This is a genomic window from Aristaeella lactis (genome assembly GCF_018118585.1).
In the GTDB taxonomy this organism is placed as follows: Bacteria; Bacillota; Clostridia; order Christensenellales; family Aristaeellaceae; genus Aristaeella; species Aristaeella lactis.
Genome location: NZ_CP069421.1, coordinates 2,123,879 through 2,141,868 on the forward strand (window position 1 = coordinate 2,123,879; position 17,990 = coordinate 2,141,868).

The window sequence follows — 17,990 nt, forward strand, 5'->3', positions numbered from 1 at the left end:
TGCCTTATCCTTTATTCCCTGTTGTTCCCGTGTTACTCTTTCATCACGATGAAACGCACCGGAACAGGTGCACAATCGCATCATCATTCATACAGGAGGATTCCCCATGAAAATGACTTTTCTGAAAAGATTCGCAATCCTCAGCCTGCTGGTTTCCCTTTCCGTAATGCTTTCCGGATGCGGTTCCACCAGCGTTTTTGACGGTTCAAGGTCTGCCAATGAAGGCGGTTTCCAGATGGACTATGCTGTTCTGAACCGTGAAGAATCAGCCGATCTGTATCTTGAAGAAGGCGATCAGCTCGAAATCCGCTTTGCCCATTCTGCCGGCAGTATAGACGCAAGTGTCGGACAGGAAGGAAAAGAACCGCTCTACAGGGGAACTGACCAGAAGAACGGCGAATTCAGTCTCCCGATTTCTGAAGCCGGCACATACCATATCTCCGTGACCGGACATCAGGCAAAAGGAAGCGTTTCCTTCACCCGCGTCCCCGCCGGGGAATAATACGTTTCCCCGTATCACGCATTACGGAACAGGTTTTCTGTTCCGTTTTTTTGTATTCTTCCTGTTTTCGGAGTTGTCGGTATAAATTACATCTGATATGCTGTATCAGGCATAAATTATTACATGAGAACACTTCTGACCGACCTGTATATTAGGAGATAAACAAAATGAACAAGAACGCGCTGAAAACCGCGGGTTTAGTCGCGGTTATTGCCCTGCTTGCGCTTGAAGCACTGTCTTTTGTTGTCACGCTGATTGATCCCCAGGGCGGTATCCTGCGCATTGATATGAGCAAACCCTTATCCCACGTGATCATCGCCGCTGTCGCGCTGGTGATCGGCGTATACGTCTATGTCCGTGAAAGCAAAAAATAAGATCGTTCCATAAAACAGGCACCCAACAACACAACAGACTACTGAACAGCAAAATACAACACCGCGCGTATGGAGGTTTCCGATGTTTAAGCGAATCCTTTCCCTGCTGCTGATTGCTGCCCTATGTTTCTGTGTCCCTGCCCTGGCGGAAAACACGGAGGAAGAAACGAAAGAATCCTTCCGTTCCCTGCCGGGCTATACCTGTTTTCCGCTGTCTGCGGACAGCAACGAAGAATATCCGGGGCATTTCTGTATTGACTGCCCCATTGAATGGGACGGCGGTGAAAACAGCGAAGTATACGGCCTTCCTTCCGTCATTGCCATGGATCCTGAAAACCAGAATCATCTGATCCTGGCTGTGGAAATAAGCCTGTCCGACCAGGCCCTCATCATGGTGGATGAGAACAATCCCACCTACAGTTTCCTGTGGGAGGGCCTGTACGTCACGCAGGGCATCAGCACCAATGAAAGCAAAATCGTCGAGCAGTTTGACCTTCACGGCTTTCCTGCCACCCGGGTGGAAATGGTCGGCCAGGGTTTTGAAATGGTCTGGATCATGGACCCCTATGACGGGATCAGCCTGGATGATGAAATCAAGGTCATGGGCGATCTCTGGTTCTTCATGTACACCACGGATCCGGATGACGCGGAATACACAAACACCATTTCTGAAATGGTTGATTCCTTCACGACCTGCGGCGTTTTCAGTTTCGGACCCATGAGCCTGGATATTGCTCCCGCTTCCGATTTTGCCTATAAGATTGAGCAGGATGAAGTATGCCTGACTGCCTATGTCGGGAAAAGTGATTACGTTGTTGTACCCGCCGAGATCGAAGGCAAACCGGTCACTTCCATGAACAGCTGTGTCTTTTATGAAACCGGTGTCCGTTATGTTGCCCTGCCGGATACGGTCCGTGAAATGGGTTCCAGCACCTTCGGCGGCTGCACCCACCTGATTTATGCCCGCATGCCGGACTCCCTGGAAGTGCTCCCCTCCGCAACCTTTGAAAGCTGTTTCCGGCTGGCAAACCCGGGGCTGAACGAAGGCCTGAAGAAAATAGAGTATGCCGCGTTCTGGGGCAACTATTACCTGAACGCGCTGCAGCTGCCCAAATCCCTGGAGCAGATCGATGATAACGCCTTTGTAATGTGCGACTACCTGGCTTACATCAACGCCCCTGAAGAAAACACCCATTTCCGGAGCAATGAGGATAACACCATCCTCATGTCCGCCGACGGCACAAAACTGATCTTCTATTCCTTCATGAATGAAGCAAAGGAATACCAGGTTCCGGACGGTGTAAAGATGATCTATGCCAACTCCTTCAACCGGGCGCCCCTGACCGGCATCACCCTGCCCGACGGCCTGGAATACATCGGCTACAACGCCTTCGGCAGGACCGGCATCAAAGAGTTGCATGTTCCGGCCAGTGTCACCGCCATCGGCATCATGGATAACGTTTCTATGGAGGATAATCCCGAGCTTCAGACCGGTGCGTACGTTTCCCTTGGCAACAGCCTGCAGACCATCTGCGGTGCTGCCGGTTCCGCAGCCGAAAAGTACGCCGAGATCCATAAGCTGACTTTTGTTCCGGAAGAATAGTTATCAAACGGAGTGCACTCCGTTTGATAAACATGTCATCCCGAACAAACAAAGTGTGCAAGGAAAGCTGAATTAAATCCTGAAAACAGCGCCTCCGGCGCTGTTTTATCCACCATTATTCATTATTCATTTTTAAGTCTTAAGTTTTAAGTATTATACTTCCTATCTCCTACTTCCTACCTCTTTTACAAAATAGCCCCTCCTATTTTTCCGGATCCGTCCTGTACTCTGCTCATGCCGTACGTATAATCAGTATAAAGAGCTGTACTGGAAACTAAATCTGATCGGGAAAGGATGTATGTCTCCATATGAAGAAACGCTTTACAGCCCTGCTGCTCCTGGCTTCCATGCTTCTGGCAGCCCTGCCTGTGTCCGCCGCGGAACTGAACACCCCGGTTGAGGATTTTACCGTGGAGCAGACAGATTCCGGCTTCACGGTGATCCTGCCGGACGGATATGCTGAAAAAGGATTCTTCAAACTCTTCTGGAAGAATAACCTTACCGATGAAACCCTGAACGCCGTTTTCCCGGTTGATACGACCGCCTATCAGATCGAGACCGAAGCCGGCGCGGAATACAGCTTCCAGCTGTTTTACGCCAAGAAGCGCGGTCTGCTTCCGGCTGGCTGGAAAGAGGAAAAAGCGGAGGAAGAATTCCAAGGGCCCAGCATATGGAAAGTCCTGTGGATCGATGTAGAAACCGTCGACTGTCTCGGGATCACTAACCGCATGACAGAAAGAAACCACCAGGTTTCCGAAGAGGTGTCCAAAGCATTTGAGTCATTTGTTGAAGAGTCCACAGACGGACTGGTCGATATTGAGATTACCCGGATGACCATCGATGAACCGGTCACAGCTCTCACATATAATCCGGATTATGGATACAGCCTGCCATCATCCGAACTCGACGTGAAGCACCTTGCCTTACGTAAATATGATTCCGTACTTGTCATGGCACGCCTGGATCATTTTGCCCTGACATACGCAGGTCTGGCAACTGCTCCGGAAAACCCCCGTGAAGAACCTGGTTACGCGGTTGTCGTCATGCTTGGTGATGATCCTTCTCCGGAGCACATAGCCGATATGAAGATCGTTTGTGTGCACGAATGGATCCATCAGCTGGGCAGCTTTTACCAAAAATGGCAGCTGGAAATTCCCAATCCGGACAAACCGGAAGTATACGGGTTTGATCCCTACACAGGAAACCGCGACATGCAGTTTTTTAAAGAAGTCCTGACGATGAAGGCGCAGGCTGATGACGGAAGGCTTCTGGGCGTGCCCGCTGAAGCCTGGCAGTACAAGCCAACCCATAACCCGGAGAAATGGAACCTGAGCTATCTGCAGGATCAGGAAGTGCCGGCGGATTTCCAGCCGCGGGAAAAACAGCCTGTCATAACGCCCGAACTGCCTGAAGGTCCCGATATCTTTGATATTCCTACGAACGGCATCATATATGAAAACGCGACAATGGACATTGGCTGTGCCCTGGAGGACTGGGTTTTTTACACCCAGCAGGGATACTTGAATCTCCTTGACACCAATCGTGCACGCGCAGGAGAGTATTCGGACGAGGATCCGGATTTCCTGAAAAACAATGATCCTGTCACCATGATGTATATGGCCAATTCGAAAAAACCTGGAACTGTCACTTTCCAGGTGAGCACCTCCGCCGTACCGTTCGTGAAGCAATACGGTGAAGAAGCATATGCTGAGGAAATAAAGAAGTTCTATGACCGGGCATTCACCGCGTCATCACCGGATGATTTCAGTTATGAGATCATTCATCGCAGGATCTCGGACAGGGAAGTTCCCGGAATAAAGATCAGTTATAATGCCAACGGAACTTTTGAAGTGTATACTGAGATGCTTTACTGGCTCAACGGAGATCTCCTGAATACCCTGATCATAAAGACCTCCATGACTGACTACTGTACCAGCATCCTGAACCATATTTACCTGCTTTCCAGTCCATATCACTATAGCCTTAATCCCTGATCTTCGTATATACGCCCATCTCTTCTCCCCGGGATTTCAGTTCATTCAGCGCCTGTTCCCTTGTGAACAGACCGCACTTATACCCTTCGATCACGTCCCCGGACATTTTTTGCACCAGCTCCGCCCGTTCGGCGGGGCTGCTTGTCATTACCGGCTCAAAAACAATTTCCAGGTCTTCCGGCACGAAGCCCCAGCAGGACACTGCCATCACCGGCAGCAGCTTATCCAGCGCTGGCCGGAGCATCCTCTCCTGCATCTGGGCGATCATATCGTAGTAATTCCGCAGGTCTGATTCCCCGGTGGCGTTCATCCCCTGCGGACTCCGGCCGAACAGCCTTGTCGCCGGGATCTCCGCCGCCCCGGCCATATCCATCATGAACTGCTCATAGATCTCACTCAGTCCGGCAAAGGAATAAGGGTGATTTTCCAGGCAGTCATCCCTCGACATCAGCTGAAGCCCGAAGGAGGTCCGGAACCGGTTCTCTGTTTCCATGGCGTATTCCAGGTTCCTGCGCTGTTCCTCCGTGCCCGTGCCAAGCAGGTCACCGAAGTCTGCCATCTTCAGGGTGGTGATATTCGCCTGGAAGATCAGCTGGGCTATGTTGGCCGAAGCCGCGCTGCGCTTGAGCAGTTCATCCTGGATATGCTCCATCTCGCTGACTCCCCAGTACCGCTCCCGGATGGTCTCCACCCGCGGCAGTTCCCGCCCGACAAACCGCAGCACACGGGAGTGATGCAGGGTTACGGAGCTGTATCCCTCCATGTTCAGGTTCACGGTATAGCTGGCCGGCAGTCCGAAATCCGGATCATCCAGGTCTGACACCAGTTCCTCCGATGGCTCGATCCCCTGGGTCCGGTCCAGCACCAGCAGTCCCTGAAAGCATCCCGGCAGCAGCATATCCATATCCAGCGGCTGGTCCAGCCGGTCTTCCTCACCCCGGATCACCATCAGTGCCAGGGAGCCGCCATACAGCCTGGCCCACCGGAGGGCATTGGTCAGTTCCTGTTTGATGCTGTGGCGTGCTTCCAGGCGGCGCAGGGCATGAATTTCGTCTTCATCCAGGTCCGCGGTAAGCCTGTACCAGGCCCGGGTCATGTCTTCCGAGGGCATGTCGATGATCCGCATGGTCAGCCAGGATTCCCTGTACATGGCTGTCAGGAGTTCCGGATCCGACGTCAGCCCGGAGCGGACAAAGGTGCCTGCCGAAAGCAGCACAGAATCTTTCCCCAGGAACGCCGCCGTGTTGGAATAACCGTCACGGGCAAAGCTTCGCTTTTTCAATTCATAATTCATAATTCACAATTCATAATGATTATCATTTTCTCTCCTGCTGTATCAGATTATGGATTCAAAGGATGGCGAAGCCATCCATCCACCATTATTCATTTTTCAGTATTCAATCTTCAGTATTCATTACGTTTCCGCGGTTAGATACCGCGGAAACGGTTTGTTTTCGTATGGCATAAATAGCGCATCGCGTCCATCGCGTGGTCATGTTCTTTCACCGGTCTTTCCTCCCCTTTCTGCCTGGCTTTCTCGTCCCAGGTATAGCCATGGATTTCCCGCATCAGCGAGACGCAGTGGTTCCGTTCCGCCCGGACCTTCCGGTTTCCGATCAGCACCGCCGTTGTAGCGATCCCTTCCCGGACGTCGTTTTTCGCGTCCAGTACACGGAAGCCCCGCTTTCGCAGTTCCGCCTTGAAGCTGGCCGCGCTGGGATCCACAATGATCTGCGTATTCCGGTCTCCGTCCAGGAACGCGTAAAGGTCGTCCGCGTATTCCGCGTCTGTTTTCTGCCTGCGCCGGGCTGTGGAATCCCAGTAATACTCTCTCATGATCCAGAAGGTTCTTCCATCGTCCCGCACATCCAGGAAAACACAGGGGTTCACTGTGCCGTAGTCCACAGCGCAGAAACGGCGCATATCCAGGAACGGCTGTTCCTCCTCGCCGCGTTCCGATTCGTCAAACGTGTTTTCCAGGTCATCCCACATAGGATAGACCGCGCCTTCGGCACTGACCCATTCTCCCAGGATATACTGGCGGTAAAAAACGCCCGAAAAGCTTCGGGCGTAGCTTTTCCGGATTGCTGGGGAAAGGGTCAGGTTATCATCCATGGTGAAATGCAGCCGGTACATGCCTATCTCATCCGCCCGGTCGATAAAATCCGTTTTCAGGAAATGATAGGCGCCGTTCGGGTTGCAGTTCAGAAAGATGCGGCTTCCCTCCACAGAACAGCGGCCGATCATCTGGTCCACAAAGGACCGGGGAAACAGGGCCGCCTCATCGGCATAGGCACCGGCAGCAGTCATTCCCTGAAGCTTGTCCTGGGCATTGTCCTTGTCCGCACCGAACAGGTAATAGCTGTTCCGGCCGATGATCACCTTTCCCTCCCCGCGTTTCCATTCATAGGGAATACCCAGGGTCTCCAGCATGGACAGCATCGGGCTGAGCACATTCCGTGCCAGGGCTCCGGAAGTGACACCGGCCATGATGAAATCCCGTCCCTGGAAGCAGGTCAGGCTCCAGAGCAGGAAGGACAGGATCATCGCCACCGTCTTTCCGCTCCGGATCGCCCCGTCCGCCAGCACAATGCGCCGGTCTTCATATCCGGACCCCGGCATCCACCAGTAAAGCAGCTGCCTTTGTTTGCGGGAAAAGGGCTGAAACTGGAAGCTCAGGACTCCTCGCCTCCCTCCTCCGGATCAGCGAACAGTTCCTGCATTTCCTCCCGCCGCGGCGCTGCCGCGGTTGTCAGGGCCCGGATCGCGGCTTCCGCGTTCTTCTGCGGATCCATACCGGCGTTGGGCAGGAAGCGGTTATACTGCTGGGAGATCAGGGTCGCGCTCTTTTTCAGCTGATCAAAACTGGCCCGCCGGATGGCGATCAGTCCGTCCTGGCGGATCATCTCAAGCGTTTCATTCAGGGAGTGCCTGTAAATCTTCCGGCACCAGGCCTCCAGTTTCTTTTCCGTTGTACCGATATAGCCGAGGATCTCTTCGGTTTTGCACTGAATGGCGCCCAGTTCCTCAAACAGGTCACGGGTCAGTTCACGGCGAAGTCCGCGCAGGGCGACAGGTTCCACATTCATTTTATTCCTCCTTACGAAAAGGGCCCCGGCTGTCTGCCGGAGCCCTCTGTGTATTTTTCCAGTGTAATGATATACCCGGTGTCCACTGTGTTTCAAGTGTACGAAAACTGTCCTTTGACTGTAAATTTACTGTATTTTTACTGCCGGCTTACTGCCGGGCTGCTTCCGGAACGCTCCGGATCAGCCTTGCGCGTTCATCAGCTGATCCAGCCTGGCGATCTCCCGCCGGGGCCACTTCACATCATTATCCTCTTCCGTCATTCCGTATCCGGAGATCAGGGTATCGGCGATCAGCTCCCAGGCTTCTTTCGCTTCCGCGCATCGTCCCAGTTTCTTGTACAGGAACGCCAACGAATAGATCATATCCAGCTTGCGCGGTTCTTCCGTCTGCGCGTCATACGCGTTTTTGAAGCACTCTATGGCCTTCTCATATTCATTGATCCGGTTGAACCGTTCCCCGGCTTCCTGCTGTCCCAGCCAGTCATCACCGGGGATACTGCTCCAGATCTCCCTGGCCTTTTCCTCTTCTCCCCTGGCCAGCGCGATATCCCCGAGGAGCACCTCTTTCATATACCGGTTTTCTCCTTCAAACCGCACCGCGTTCAGCAGCTCTTCCGCCCGGTCAAAGTACTTCTTGTCCGTCATGGCTTCGATCAGCATAAAATACAGGTGCCTGTTCTGCGGATACTTCCTGGCATAAGGCTCACAGACCCGGATGAACCAGTCATTGTCACTGTGCTGTTTATACCCGTTGCCGCCGCGCACGGAACGGTACAGGAAATAGATCTCCTCATCCAGCGGGCTGAGTTCCATGGCAGTCTCCAGCATACGTCCTGCAGCCAGCAGATCCGTATTGGTCTTCTCCAGGTATACCCTGGCATACCGTTTGATCGCGCCGATATCCTTCGGGTTTTCCTGCAGGATCCCGTCCAGGACCCGCTTCGCGTAGGCATAATTCCGGTCTGTCATGGTTTCCCGCTGCAGCATGGTATCGATCCGTTCCAGCTCATCCTCGCGGTCAACGGAAAACAGTTCGTCGATCCTGACCCCGAAGAATGCCGCCAGTTCCGGCAGCAGGGTGATATCCGGCATGGTGGCTCCCGTTTCCCATTTGCTGACCGCCTGGTATGAAATGCCGAGGTGTCCGGCCAGTTCCTCCTGGGTGACTGAGTGCTCTGTCCGGAGGCGTTTGATCACGCTTCCCACATTCATATTCATTCTGTATCCCTCCATATCAGTTATGTCAGCTGACAGTTGAATCATAACCTGTTTTTTATCCATTATCAATAACTGTATGCTTTAGAATACTCAACCGGTAATTGAGTCGCAGGTTTGCCACACTCCGCAAAATAACCGCCCGTATTTGTCCCGATTTGTACTGTTTTATATGTACATTTCTGCCTATACTCATCCTGGTCACCGGAATCCCTGAGCCCTCCGGTGATGAACCGAAAGATGAGAAAGGTATTAACGGTATTCCTGGTACTCCTGCTTCTGCCGGCCATCGCGCTGGCGGATCTGGAAGTCCATTTCCTGGACGTGGGCCAGGGCGACTGCGCCGTGGTTCTGTGCGACGGCGAGGCCATGGTCATTGACGGCGGCCCCCGGGCTTCCGCGGGGATGGTCTACCGGTATATCCGGGAGACCCTTGGCCTTCGCCATATCGATTATGTGATCTCAACCCATCCCCATGTGGATCATGTGTACGGCCTGTCCTCCGTGCTGAACGCGGCACCGGCGGACCTTCTGCTTTCTCCGGTCCGGGAGTGGGATTCCAAAGCCTTTGAGTATGTGCTGAAATACGCCGCGAAGCAGGGAACTCCCCTGGCTGTTCCGGCTGTCAGCGATACGCTGCGGCTGGGCGGCGCCGTTGTCACCGTCCTGCACTGCTGGCCGGAGGCGGTCAGTGAAAGCCGCACCAATGACGCCTCCATCGTGCTTCGGATCGATTACGGAAAAACTTCCTTCCTTTTCACCGGGGACGCGGAAGACTGGTCTGAGTATATGATGCTGGACGCCGGCGCAAACCTGAAAGCGGATGTCCTGAAGGTTTCCCACCACGGAAGCAGCACCGCCAGCACTAAACCTTTCCTGGAGGCTGTGCAGCCCTCCTGGGCTGTGATCTCCGTCGGAAAAAACAATGAATACGGCCACCCGCACCGGCAGGTACTCGAGCGGCTGGAAAAGATCGGAGCAAAAACGCTCCGCACGGACGAGCTGGGGACCATCGCCTTCCGGAGCGACGGCGACCGGCTTCAGGTACTGAACTGACAATTCCCCGGCCGTTCTTGTCAATCCGGGCTTTTCCCGATACAATAGCCGTATCAGATCGAAGAACAGCGGGGTGACGGATATGAAGATTGTTCTCCTGGCGGACCTGCACGGGAACATGACCGCGACAGAAGCCATGGAGCGGGAGCTGGAAAAGATCCGGCCGGACGATATATGGTTCCTCGGGGACGCGGTTGGCAAGGGCCCGGAAAGCGACAAGACCTGCGACTGGGTCCGGGCCCATTGCAGTCACTGGGTCGCCGGCAACTGGGACCGGGGCCTGAGCAATGAAAAGGACCAGGATACTTTCTATTCCCGGCAGATCGGTCCGGAACGGTTCGCGTGGCTGGACTCCCTGCCGCTGGAAGACGAGCTGACCATCGCCGGCATGCGGTTCCGCCTGGTGCACGGCCGCTTCCTGGATCCGCTTTACCTGAGCTTTGATCCGGATGAAAAACTCCGGGAAGGATTCAAATTCCGCGACGGCCGCCCGGAGGCGGACGGTCTCATCTGCGCTGACAGCCACAGGCCTTTTGTCCGCCCGCTGGAAGGCGGATACGCGCTCAACACCGGCAGTGTCGGCGACAACCTCAGCCTTCCCAGGGCCCACGCGCTCCTGCTGGAAGGGGAAAAAGACGGCGGCCCGCTGAACATTACCATTCTTTCCGTTCCCTATGATAACCAGAAGGCCGTGGATACCATAGATCTATATCCGGACCTTCCGATGAAGGAAGCCTTCCGGAAAGAAGTGCTGACCGGCATCTACTCCCGGTTCTGAAAAGCATCACAAAACACCCGCGGGACTCATTGTCCCGCGGGTGTTTTTATGGGAGAACTGTTTTTATTTGAATACCGCGTCGATCAGTTTGCCGTCGATCGCGTTGATATAGGCCCAGTGGCGGTTTCTTCCCCGCCATGTGTACGAAATCTGCCAGGTTGGAGTAAAAACCATGCCATCTTTTTTGTTCTTTGCGTGTACAGGCATATAAGTCAGCGAGATCTTGTCCAGGGAATCCGCCGTCCTGCGGCTTTCGCTGGCAGCCAGTTCTTCATAGAACCGGGCCGCCGCCTCATCTGGAGAGATCAGTTCCGCCGGGGTATCCACAATTTCCTCTCTCCGGTACTCTGCGCCGAAATATGCGTCTTCAATTCCCCGGCTGGTGACATACAGCTCAAGATGATAATCATGGTAGCTGATGCGGGGTGATCCCAGCAGCGTATAGAGCAGGAAATAGCCTTCATCTTCAGCCGTGGCAGTCGAATAATCCAGCATATCGCAGTTTCTGCGGCCTTCATCGAACCGGAAACGGTTGTATTCCTCCCCGATGGTCCGGATCCGTTCCAGATCCATGTCCAGCGCATAGGCGAGCTCGTAGCCCTGATCCTCCATGCCCACCCTTGCGATAAAGGTTTCCGCCGCCTGCCGGGCTTCCGCCAGGGAAATCAGCGTCAGCTGTTCGTGTTCCAGCTTCACTCCCCGGGCATACTCCCGCATTCCGGTATAAGCTGCGTTGGCCAGCCGGGTGATGGCGCTCGGAAGTGCGTGCTGATTGTACATTTCCGGCTCAATCTCCGGGTTTTCCTCCCGTTCAGCCCAGTTAATCTCAATCATTTCATCCGTGTATTCAGAATAACTGATGGATTCCGGATAACAGAACAGTTCCGCGTGATCGTTAAAGAAGGCTCCTGTATCCCACTTTTCGGTGATTCCGCTCTGGTTCAGCCATTCCGGCTGCATCACGGACGTGAAGTCGTTTTTGACCGCCCGGTATACGGGCAAGGTGCCTGTCTCCTTATATTCCTCAGGAACCACAAGCTCGTATTCCGCAAATGCCGGCATGGCGGCAGCGGAGCACAGCAGAATCAATACAGTCAGAAAAGAAAGTATTCTGGTATATTTACGCATTTTCAGGTATCCTCCGTCAAATCGTCCTGCAGCCTGTCAGCTGCTTTTCGTCTTTTTATTATGTCCGGCCGTCCATGAATTCAGGGGTAAAGGAAACGATCCAGGTCTGGTAAGCCCCTTTCCCTTCATCCACTTCACCCTCCGCCGTCCATTCGTCCACCTGAGCAAACATCTCCATCTGGTATACCGTACCTTCTTCCAGCGTATAATCAGTCGCTTCAAAGCAGAAGGTAATGCTTCCGTCCTCGTTGTATTCCTGGTCAAAACCCACGTTGTCCAGGATGTCCATAGTGCCTTCATCCATGCCGATCGTACTCGGCCTGCAGTCCACGGACAGCAGCCGTCCTCCGGCGGCCTGCGCGCGGCTGATCAGCACCCGGTATTCCTCATCCAGGGCATCCTCATCCGTCCAGTCCGCGGCAAATGTCATTTCCATGGGGACCAGCTCGTCTTTTCCGTCCTTTGCCCTGGCGGTTCCGACTGCATAGATCCCGTTGTCCCGCCAGATCACTTCATCCAGGGTAAAGTCAACGCCGTCCAGGGTAACGGTTTCCCCGATCGCGGCAGATTTCCCGTCCTTCAGCCATTCAGCAAAATCTTCTCCATACTCGTTTCCGAAAAACTCCACCACCCGGGAGGAAAACAGGGCGTATGCCGTTCCGATCAGGGCAAGGCCCAGGATAATACTCAGTACAAGGGTAAGGGATATCCTTTTTTTCACAGGTTCTTCTCCTTTCGCGTTGGCAAGAACCCGCTGCGCGAGCCACGGATCTTCCTGTACATACGCGAAGGAGCTGCTGACCGCTTCCTGAACCCGTTTCTGTTCTTCATGCAAGGTCATGATGATCACTTCCTTCCATAGCAAAGCGCAGTTTGTTTCTTGCGCGGTTCAACCGACCGCCCACAGCCTGCCGGGAAATCCCCAGCGCTTCGGCGGTCTCTTCATATGTCATTCCCTGAAGCCAGCAGAGCAATGCGACTTCCCGCAGCTTGACGGGCAGGTTCATGATCTCTGTGGTCAGGTCATCGTCTTCCTGCCGGGCCGGGGCCGGCCTGTCGGTAATCATATCCGGCGTGACCGCCCGGTCCATATGTCTGAACCATCCGGATCTGTGCAGGTTCTTGCAGGTGTTGATCGCGATCCGCGTCAGCCATGTTTTTTCCGTCGCGTCCGCCCTGAAGCTGTCCAGGTTCCGGTAGGCCTTGATAAATGTTTCCTGTACCGCGTCCTTTGCCAGTTCCTCATCATGCAGATACATGATGCACAGCCGCAGCAGCGGCAGCTGGTACAGGGCTACCATGCGTTCTATTCTTTCCTCTTTACTGTCCGGGCCCATGACAGTTTCCATGGCAGCCTCACCTCCTGTCTCATCGGGGCTGTGCCTTGCGTTTTGTTCTCCCGGCTCAGCCCGTTCACACATTAGACACAGGATAACATAAAAAACGCAACATGCCCGCGAAAAACTTTTTCTGTTCTCCTGCTGCCCTTTGGGAGCCTGTATGGCGAAAGCCATTGACAAACAAGGAATCTGGCGCTATAAAAAGGAGTGCCGCCGCGGTTCGCGGCGAGCGTAAGGAAAGAAGGATCATCCATGGTAAAGGTAAACGTGATCTCCGGCTTCCTCGGAGCCGGTAAGACGACACTGATCAAAAAACTGCTGGGCGGCCGCCTGAAGAATGAAAAGGTTGTGCTGCTTGAGAACGAATACGGTGAAATCGGCATTGACGGCGGCTTCATGAAGGACGCCGGCATCACAGTGACGGAGCTGAACGCCGGCTGCATCTGCTGCACCCTGGCGGGTGACTTCCAGGCCGCTGTGGACCAGCTGATCGACACCTATCATCCGGACCGCATCCTGGTGGAGCCCACCGGCGTCGGCAAGCTGAGCGAGATTCTCTCCGCGGTGGAAAAAGCGAAAGAGCGCCACACGGATATCGAGACCGGCGGAAGCGCCACCGTGGTGGATGCCGGAAAGTGCCGCATGTATATGAAGAACTTCGGTGAGTTCTTCCTGGACCAGGTGAAGAGTGCCTCCACGGTGATCTTCAGCCGCACCCAGCTGCTGGACGCCGCCCGGGTGGAAAAGAGCCGCCAGCTGATCGCCGAAGCCCATCCTGATGCCCGGATCATCACCACCCCCTGGGATGAGATGGACGCGGACTTCATGCTGGACGTGATCGAGAACGGCAAGCCCATCTGGTTTGCCCCGCTGGATGATGACGATGATGACGACGAGGATGAGCACGAGCACCACCATCATCACCATGATCACGATGACGACGATGAGGATGAACATGAACACCACCACCATCATCACCATGATGACGACGATGACGATGATGAGGATGAACATGAGCATCACCATCACCATCACGACGATGATGACGATGACGATGACGACGATGATCACGATCATGAGCATCACCATCATGAACACGGCGAAGGCTGCACCTGCGGCTGCCATGACCATGACCACCACCATCACCACCATCACCACGGAGAAGGCCACGACGCGGACGAAGTCTTCGGCAACATCGGCCTGGAAACCGCGCAGCGGTATGAAAAGGACGAGATCCGCGGCATGCTGGAGAAGCTCTCCGATGAAGAGGAATACGGCAAGGTGCTGCGGGCCAAGGGTATCCTGCAGACCGCGGCAGGCAGCTGGTTCCAGTTTGACTATGTGCCCGGCGAGATCGACATGCGGGACGGCAGTGCGGACTACACCGGCCGCCTGTGCGTGATCGGCGCCGACCTGAACGAAAAAGCGCTGACGGAGTTGTTTCATCTATGATCAGAAGATTTGTGCCGGTATACCTGATCACCGGGTTCATTGAAAGCGGCAAGACAACCCTGGGCCTGACCGTGCTGGCGAACGAACGCTTCACCAACGGCGGCAACGTGCTGATCCTCTGCTGCGAAGAAGGCGAAGTCGAGTGGGATGACAAGAGCCTGAAGGACCACAAGGGCATCCTGGAGGTCCTGGACAGCGCCGATGACCTGACCACCGAACGTCTGGCCCAGCTGGACAAGCGGTATGAGCCCACCTGCGTGATCATGGAATACAACACCATGTGGGGTCTGGAGAAGCTGGATGAGATCATGCTTCCCCGGCTGTGGGACTGGGCACAGGTGGTCACTACCGCCGATGCCACCACCTTCGACAACTACATGACCAACATGCGCAAGCTCCTCACCGACCCCATGAAGACAGCGGATATGATCTATGTGAACCGCTGCGGGGAGGACTTTAACAAAGGCAGCTGGCGCAAGCAGCTGCGCGCCATGAACAGCGCCGCCACCATCATGTTCGAAAACCTGGACGGCACGGTGGATGACGGCATCCGGGATGAGGACCTGCCTTATGACATGAAGGCGGACGTTATCCGCATCTCCGATGAGCAGTTCGGCCTGTTCTACGTGGACAGCATGGATCATCCGGAGCGCTACGACGGCAAGGTGGTCAGCCTGGTTGGCCAGGCCTGGCGCCGCCGGGAGTTCCCGAAGGGCTTCTACTATTTTGCCCGGGAAGCCATGACCTGCTGTGCCAACGATATCGCCCCCTGCGGCTGGGTCTGCAAGGGCGAGCGCACCCCGGACAACAAGACCTATTTCAGCCTGACCGCCCGCTGCAAGATGGTACAGGGGCCGGACGGCCAGACCGCCCTGATGCTCAACGAGCTGAAGTGCGAACGGGCCAAGGCACCCCGGGAAAACCTGGTCAACTTTGTGAACCTGTAAAACGTTCTGTCCGGACGGGATGTTCCGTGTGAACCTCCCGTCCGTTTTCTTTTTTGGTAAACACACAAAAAGGACGAAGGAAACTCCCGGGTTGGTTTGCAAAGGAACGTCCGGAAGGCGTATAATAGGATGATTATTCTTTTACGCACACACCGTGAAAGGAGATGCTGATCATGAAGCGAGCGCTTACACTGCTGTGCGCGGTCATGCTGGTGCTGCTGCCTCTGGCAGGCGCCCATGCCGCAGGCAGTCCGAAGAACGGATATATCCTGCCCGAAGAACTGAAAAAGATCCCCGCGAAGGCATCCGCCGTCGCCCTGCCGGAAGGGCTTCCGGAGCCTGCCCGTGTGACAGAGTTTTCCGTCAGTGATGCCGGCCGCCTGACCCTGACACTGGACCGGGAAGTCCCGAAACTGGTTGTGACGGAGATCAATTTTGTGGAAGCAACGGAGAACACCATTTTCTCCAAAAAGAACACCGATTCCGCCGTTGCCCACCGCACCGGCAATGAAGACAGCATTTTCAACGTCTACATCTACTGGAACGGGGATACCGGCCTCACCCAGGAATACAACACCTGGAACGGTCCGCTTGAGTTCGTGCGTGCCTCCCTTTCGGATGACGCGGACGGAGCCGACGCGGAATATGCTTTCCGGGAAGACGGCACCCTGATCAGCGAAACCCGCACCGTGGAAGATACAAAAGACCGTTTTGTCCGTACGGTAACCTTCGGGGAAGACGGCAAGGCCGAAAGCTGCATAGTCAGCTGGCGCCAGACAGGCTTCGGCGGTTATGTCCTGGATGCCGAGTTTTCCCCGGACGGGAAGCTGACCGGGCTGGAATGCCGCACGGATGAAACCACCGTTGTCCTGCGCAGCGCGGCGCTGGACGCGGATGACAGGACCAAGCTGATCCTGCGGGAAAACTGTTATGACCCCGTCGGTTTCGATGAAGCGGTCATGGCAAAATACCGCGGCATTTCAAAGGCAGCCATGAGCTACGCCACCATGACGGACCTTCCGCCGATGGAGGAAGCTGACGCGAAGAAAGCGAAGGATGCCCGGATCTGGGTGCTGACCTTCGGTGACTTCTTCGATTATCAGGAATATGTGTTCATCACGAAGGATCCCCTGTTCATCCTGAAGGATAAAAAGGCTGTTCCGAACAGCAAGGCGAAGGACCTGAACGGAGATCCGATCGATTTCAGCGCCATGCCCGCGGTGGAAACACCCGCGTTTGAAGCGCCCCGGTTTTAAATCGTAATACCGAAGGGAGATGTCTGGAGTATGTGGCATCTGGTATCTGATTCAAGCTGTGACCTCTATGAGCTGGAGGGCACAGAAGGCAAAATGGATTTTGCGACGATCCCCTTTACCATCCGGATCGGCGGCAAAGAATATGTGGATGATGAGAACATGAACGTGGGTGAAATGCTGGAAGCAAATGAAACCCACTCCGAAATGGCGCAGACCGCCTGTCCTTCCCCGGAAGCCTGGCGGGAAAAGTTCTCCGCCCCCGGTCCGGTCATCGCCTTCACCATTTCCGGAGCCCTGAGCGGTTGCTATAACAGCGCCCTGATCGGCCGGAACATGGTTCTGGAAGACGAACCGGACAAACAGATCGCCATCATTGACACCAAGGCCACCGGTCCCGAAGTGTCCATGCTGATCTGGCATGCCCGTGACCTGATCCTTGCGGGAAAGTCCTTTGAGGAGATCGAGAAGGATCTGAATGAGACCGCGGACCGGATCCACACCAGCTTCGCGCTGATCTCCTACCATAACCTGATCAAGAGCGGCCGGGTGAGCCGCCTGATCGGTTTCATCGCCGGCCACCTGGGCTTCTGGGGCATCGGTATGGGCGATGAGAAGGGCGAGATCGTCATCCGCGGCAAAGCCCGCGGCAGCAAGAGCATGGTGCGTTTCCTGGTGGAAGAGATCAGCAAGGTTGGTATTGCCGGCAAGCAGATCGTCATCAGCCACTGCCAGAACCTGAAGGATGCCGAAGCCCTGAAGAAAGCCCTGGAAGCAGCCCATGCCGGTATTGAGGTCCTGGTGCAGGCCGCCCGCGGCCTCGACAGCTTCTATGCTGAGCGTGAGGGTTTGATTGTCGGATATTAATATATCCGACAATCAAAACTCTTCACTCTTCACTCTTCACTTTTCACTTTTAACTCATCACTCTTCACTCTAAACTGACATTTTCAAATGTCATCTCGACCAAGGTCGCTTGCGACCGTGTGGAGAGATCTGAATTGATTCATGAAAACAGCACGTAATGTGCTGTTTTTTCCATCATTATTCATTTTTCAGTCTTCAGTTTTAAGTTTTAAGTAGGGCTTTGTCCGCAGTATATAATTGTTCATTGTTAATTGAAAAAGAAAAATGTTTTCAGAAAGAAAACCATTTTTCTTTTTCCTTCGTCTTATAGATGGAACCTGTAATCAGCGCTGTACAGGACGCTTCTTCGGAAAGCGGACGCGCCGACCGAATATTTTGAAGGGGAAACGATG

Annotated in this window: 17 protein-coding genes; 10 read left to right on the forward strand and 7 right to left on the reverse strand. The window is 54.5% G+C overall.

The annotated features are described in order from the left end of the window. Window positions 1-106: 106 nt before the first annotated feature. From JYE50_RS09975 to JYE50_RS09990, 4 genes are all read left to right on the forward strand, one after another. Window positions 107-502, forward strand: a complete 396-nt coding sequence (locus JYE50_RS09975; RefSeq protein WP_084095389.1) for a hypothetical protein — start codon at window positions 107-109, stop codon at window positions 500-502. A gap of 167 nt (window positions 503-669) precedes the next feature. Further along, a complete protein-coding gene (locus JYE50_RS09980; protein WP_084095390.1) occupies window positions 670-876 on the forward strand; it encodes a hypothetical protein in 207 nt (68 codons plus the stop codon). Window positions 877-958: 82 nt separating this feature from the next. Then, window positions 959-2,479, forward strand: a complete 1,521-nt coding sequence (locus tag JYE50_RS09985) for a leucine-rich repeat domain-containing protein (protein WP_084095391.1) — start codon at window positions 959-961, stop codon at window positions 2,477-2,479. Window positions 2,480-2,787: 308 nt separating this feature from the next. After that, the gene (locus JYE50_RS09990) at window positions 2,788-4,473 is read left to right on the forward strand and encodes a hypothetical protein (protein WP_084095392.1); all 1,686 of its coding nucleotides are present in this window, start codon (window positions 2,788-2,790) and stop codon (window positions 4,471-4,473) included. Here the strand turns inward: JYE50_RS09990 and JYE50_RS09995 are convergent. The 4 genes from JYE50_RS09995 to JYE50_RS10010 all read right to left on the reverse strand — a co-directional run bounded on the left by JYE50_RS09995 (window position 4,463) and on the right by JYE50_RS10010 (window position 8,780). Beyond that, window positions 4,463-5,767: a phage portal protein gene (locus JYE50_RS09995; RefSeq protein ID WP_084095393.1), complete on the reverse strand. Its 1,305-nt coding sequence runs from the start codon at window positions 5,765-5,767 to the stop codon at window positions 4,463-4,465. The genes JYE50_RS09990 and JYE50_RS09995 overlap by 11 nt on opposite strands. A gap of 134 nt (window positions 5,768-5,901) precedes the next feature. Then, complete coding sequence (locus tag JYE50_RS10000) at window positions 5,902-7,095, reverse strand: PBSX family phage terminase large subunit (protein ID WP_084095394.1); 1,194 nt, start codon at window positions 7,093-7,095, stop codon at window positions 5,902-5,904. 53 nt (window positions 7,096-7,148) lie between these two features. After that, the gene (locus JYE50_RS10005; RefSeq protein WP_084095395.1) at window positions 7,149-7,562 is read right to left on the reverse strand and encodes a hypothetical protein; all 414 of its coding nucleotides are present in this window, start codon (window positions 7,560-7,562) and stop codon (window positions 7,149-7,151) included. 180 nt (window positions 7,563-7,742) lie between these two features. Beyond that, entirely contained in the window at window positions 7,743-8,780 is a 1,038-nt protein-coding gene (locus JYE50_RS10010) for a helix-turn-helix domain-containing protein (RefSeq protein ID WP_179138280.1), read from the reverse strand. Window positions 8,781-9,017: 237 nt separating this feature from the next. On the opposite strand from JYE50_RS10010, the gene JYE50_RS10015 reads away from it, so the two are divergent. Both JYE50_RS10015 and JYE50_RS10020 read left to right on the forward strand, forming a co-directional pair. Beyond that, window positions 9,018-9,833, forward strand: coding sequence for a ComEC/Rec2 family competence protein (locus JYE50_RS10015; protein WP_179138281.1), 816 nt, complete (start codon window positions 9,018-9,020; stop codon window positions 9,831-9,833). 82 nt (window positions 9,834-9,915) lie between these two features. Further along, complete coding sequence (locus JYE50_RS10020; RefSeq protein ID WP_084095398.1) at window positions 9,916-10,611, forward strand: metallophosphoesterase family protein; 696 nt, start codon at window positions 9,916-9,918, stop codon at window positions 10,609-10,611. Window positions 10,612-10,674: 63 nt separating this feature from the next. Here JYE50_RS10020 and JYE50_RS10025 read toward each other — a convergent pair whose 3' ends face one another. From JYE50_RS10025 to JYE50_RS10035, 3 genes are read right to left on the reverse strand one after another with little or no spacing between them, the layout of a single operon-like run. After that, on the reverse strand, window positions 10,675-11,739 hold the full coding sequence (locus tag JYE50_RS10025) for a hypothetical protein (RefSeq protein WP_084095399.1): 1,065 nt from the start codon (window positions 11,737-11,739) through the stop codon (window positions 10,675-10,677). A gap of 58 nt (window positions 11,740-11,797) precedes the next feature. Further along, window positions 11,798-12,580 carry a DUF4179 domain-containing protein gene (locus JYE50_RS10030; protein WP_084095400.1) on the reverse strand — a complete coding sequence of 261 codons (783 nt, stop codon included), beginning with the start codon at window positions 12,578-12,580 and terminating at the stop codon, window positions 11,798-11,800. After that, entirely contained in the window at window positions 12,567-13,088 is a 522-nt protein-coding gene (locus JYE50_RS10035; protein WP_179138282.1) for an RNA polymerase sigma factor, read from the reverse strand. Before JYE50_RS10035 ends, JYE50_RS10030 begins: the two co-directional genes overlap by 14 nt. A 243-nt stretch (window positions 13,089-13,331) precedes the next feature. Here JYE50_RS10035 and JYE50_RS10040 point away from each other — a divergent pair, with 243 nt between their 5' ends. The 4 genes from JYE50_RS10040 to JYE50_RS10055 all read left to right on the forward strand — a co-directional run bounded on the left by JYE50_RS10040 (window position 13,332) and on the right by JYE50_RS10055 (window position 17,598). Further along, entirely contained in the window at window positions 13,332-14,531 is a 1,200-nt protein-coding gene (locus JYE50_RS10040; RefSeq protein ID WP_084095402.1) for a CobW family GTP-binding protein, read from the forward strand. Beyond that, window positions 14,528-15,478, forward strand: a complete 951-nt coding sequence (locus JYE50_RS10045; protein WP_084095403.1) for a TIGR03943 family putative permease subunit — start codon at window positions 14,528-14,530, stop codon at window positions 15,476-15,478. The genes JYE50_RS10040 and JYE50_RS10045 overlap by 4 nt, the downstream gene beginning before the upstream one ends. 173 nt (window positions 15,479-15,651) lie before the next feature. Next, a complete protein-coding gene (locus JYE50_RS10050) occupies window positions 15,652-16,734 on the forward strand; it encodes a hypothetical protein (protein WP_084095404.1) in 1,083 nt (360 codons plus the stop codon). A gap of 30 nt (window positions 16,735-16,764) precedes the next feature. Further along, window positions 16,765-17,598, forward strand: a complete 834-nt coding sequence (locus JYE50_RS10055) for a DegV family protein (RefSeq protein WP_084095405.1) — start codon at window positions 16,765-16,767, stop codon at window positions 17,596-17,598. The last annotated feature ends 392 nt before the right edge of the window (window positions 17,599-17,990 follow it).

Coding starts and splice junctions, on each gene's coding strand:
- JYE50_RS09975 (WP_084095389.1), top strand. CDS start 107: ATGAAAATGACTTTTCTGAAAAGATTCGCAATCCTCAGCCTGCTGGTT.
- JYE50_RS09980 (WP_084095390.1), top strand. CDS start 670: ATGAACAAGAACGCGCTGAAAACCGCGGGTTTAGTCGCGGTTATTGCC.
- JYE50_RS09985 (WP_084095391.1), top strand. CDS start 959: ATGTTTAAGCGAATCCTTTCCCTGCTGCTGATTGCTGCCCTATGTTTC.
- JYE50_RS09990 (WP_084095392.1), top strand. CDS start 2,788: ATGAAGAAACGCTTTACAGCCCTGCTGCTCCTGGCTTCCATGCTTCTG.
- JYE50_RS09995 (WP_084095393.1), bottom strand. CDS start 5,767: ATGAATTATGAATTGAAAAAGCGAAGCTTTGCCCGTGACGGTTATTCC.
- JYE50_RS10000 (WP_084095394.1), bottom strand. CDS start 7,095: ATGCCGGGGTCCGGATATGAAGACCGGCGCATTGTGCTGGCGGACGGG.
- JYE50_RS10005 (WP_084095395.1), bottom strand. CDS start 7,562: ATGAATGTGGAACCTGTCGCCCTGCGCGGACTTCGCCGTGAACTGACC.
- JYE50_RS10010 (WP_179138280.1), bottom strand. CDS start 8,780: ATGAATATGAATGTGGGAAGCGTGATCAAACGCCTCCGGACAGAGCAC.
- JYE50_RS10015 (WP_179138281.1), top strand. CDS start 9,018: ATGAGAAAGGTATTAACGGTATTCCTGGTACTCCTGCTTCTGCCGGCC.
- JYE50_RS10020 (WP_084095398.1), top strand. CDS start 9,916: ATGAAGATTGTTCTCCTGGCGGACCTGCACGGGAACATGACCGCGACA.
- JYE50_RS10025 (WP_084095399.1), bottom strand. CDS start 11,739: ATGCGTAAATATACCAGAATACTTTCTTTTCTGACTGTATTGATTCTG.
- JYE50_RS10030 (WP_084095400.1), bottom strand. CDS start 12,580: ATGACCTTGCATGAAGAACAGAAACGGGTTCAGGAAGCGGTCAGCAGC.
- JYE50_RS10035 (WP_179138282.1), bottom strand. CDS start 13,088: ATGGAAACTGTCATGGGCCCGGACAGTAAAGAGGAAAGAATAGAACGC.
- JYE50_RS10040 (WP_084095402.1), top strand. CDS start 13,332: ATGGTAAAGGTAAACGTGATCTCCGGCTTCCTCGGAGCCGGTAAGACG.
- JYE50_RS10045 (WP_084095403.1), top strand. CDS start 14,528: ATGATCAGAAGATTTGTGCCGGTATACCTGATCACCGGGTTCATTGAA.
- JYE50_RS10050 (WP_084095404.1), top strand. CDS start 15,652: ATGAAGCGAGCGCTTACACTGCTGTGCGCGGTCATGCTGGTGCTGCTG.
- JYE50_RS10055 (WP_084095405.1), top strand. CDS start 16,765: ATGTGGCATCTGGTATCTGATTCAAGCTGTGACCTCTATGAGCTGGAG.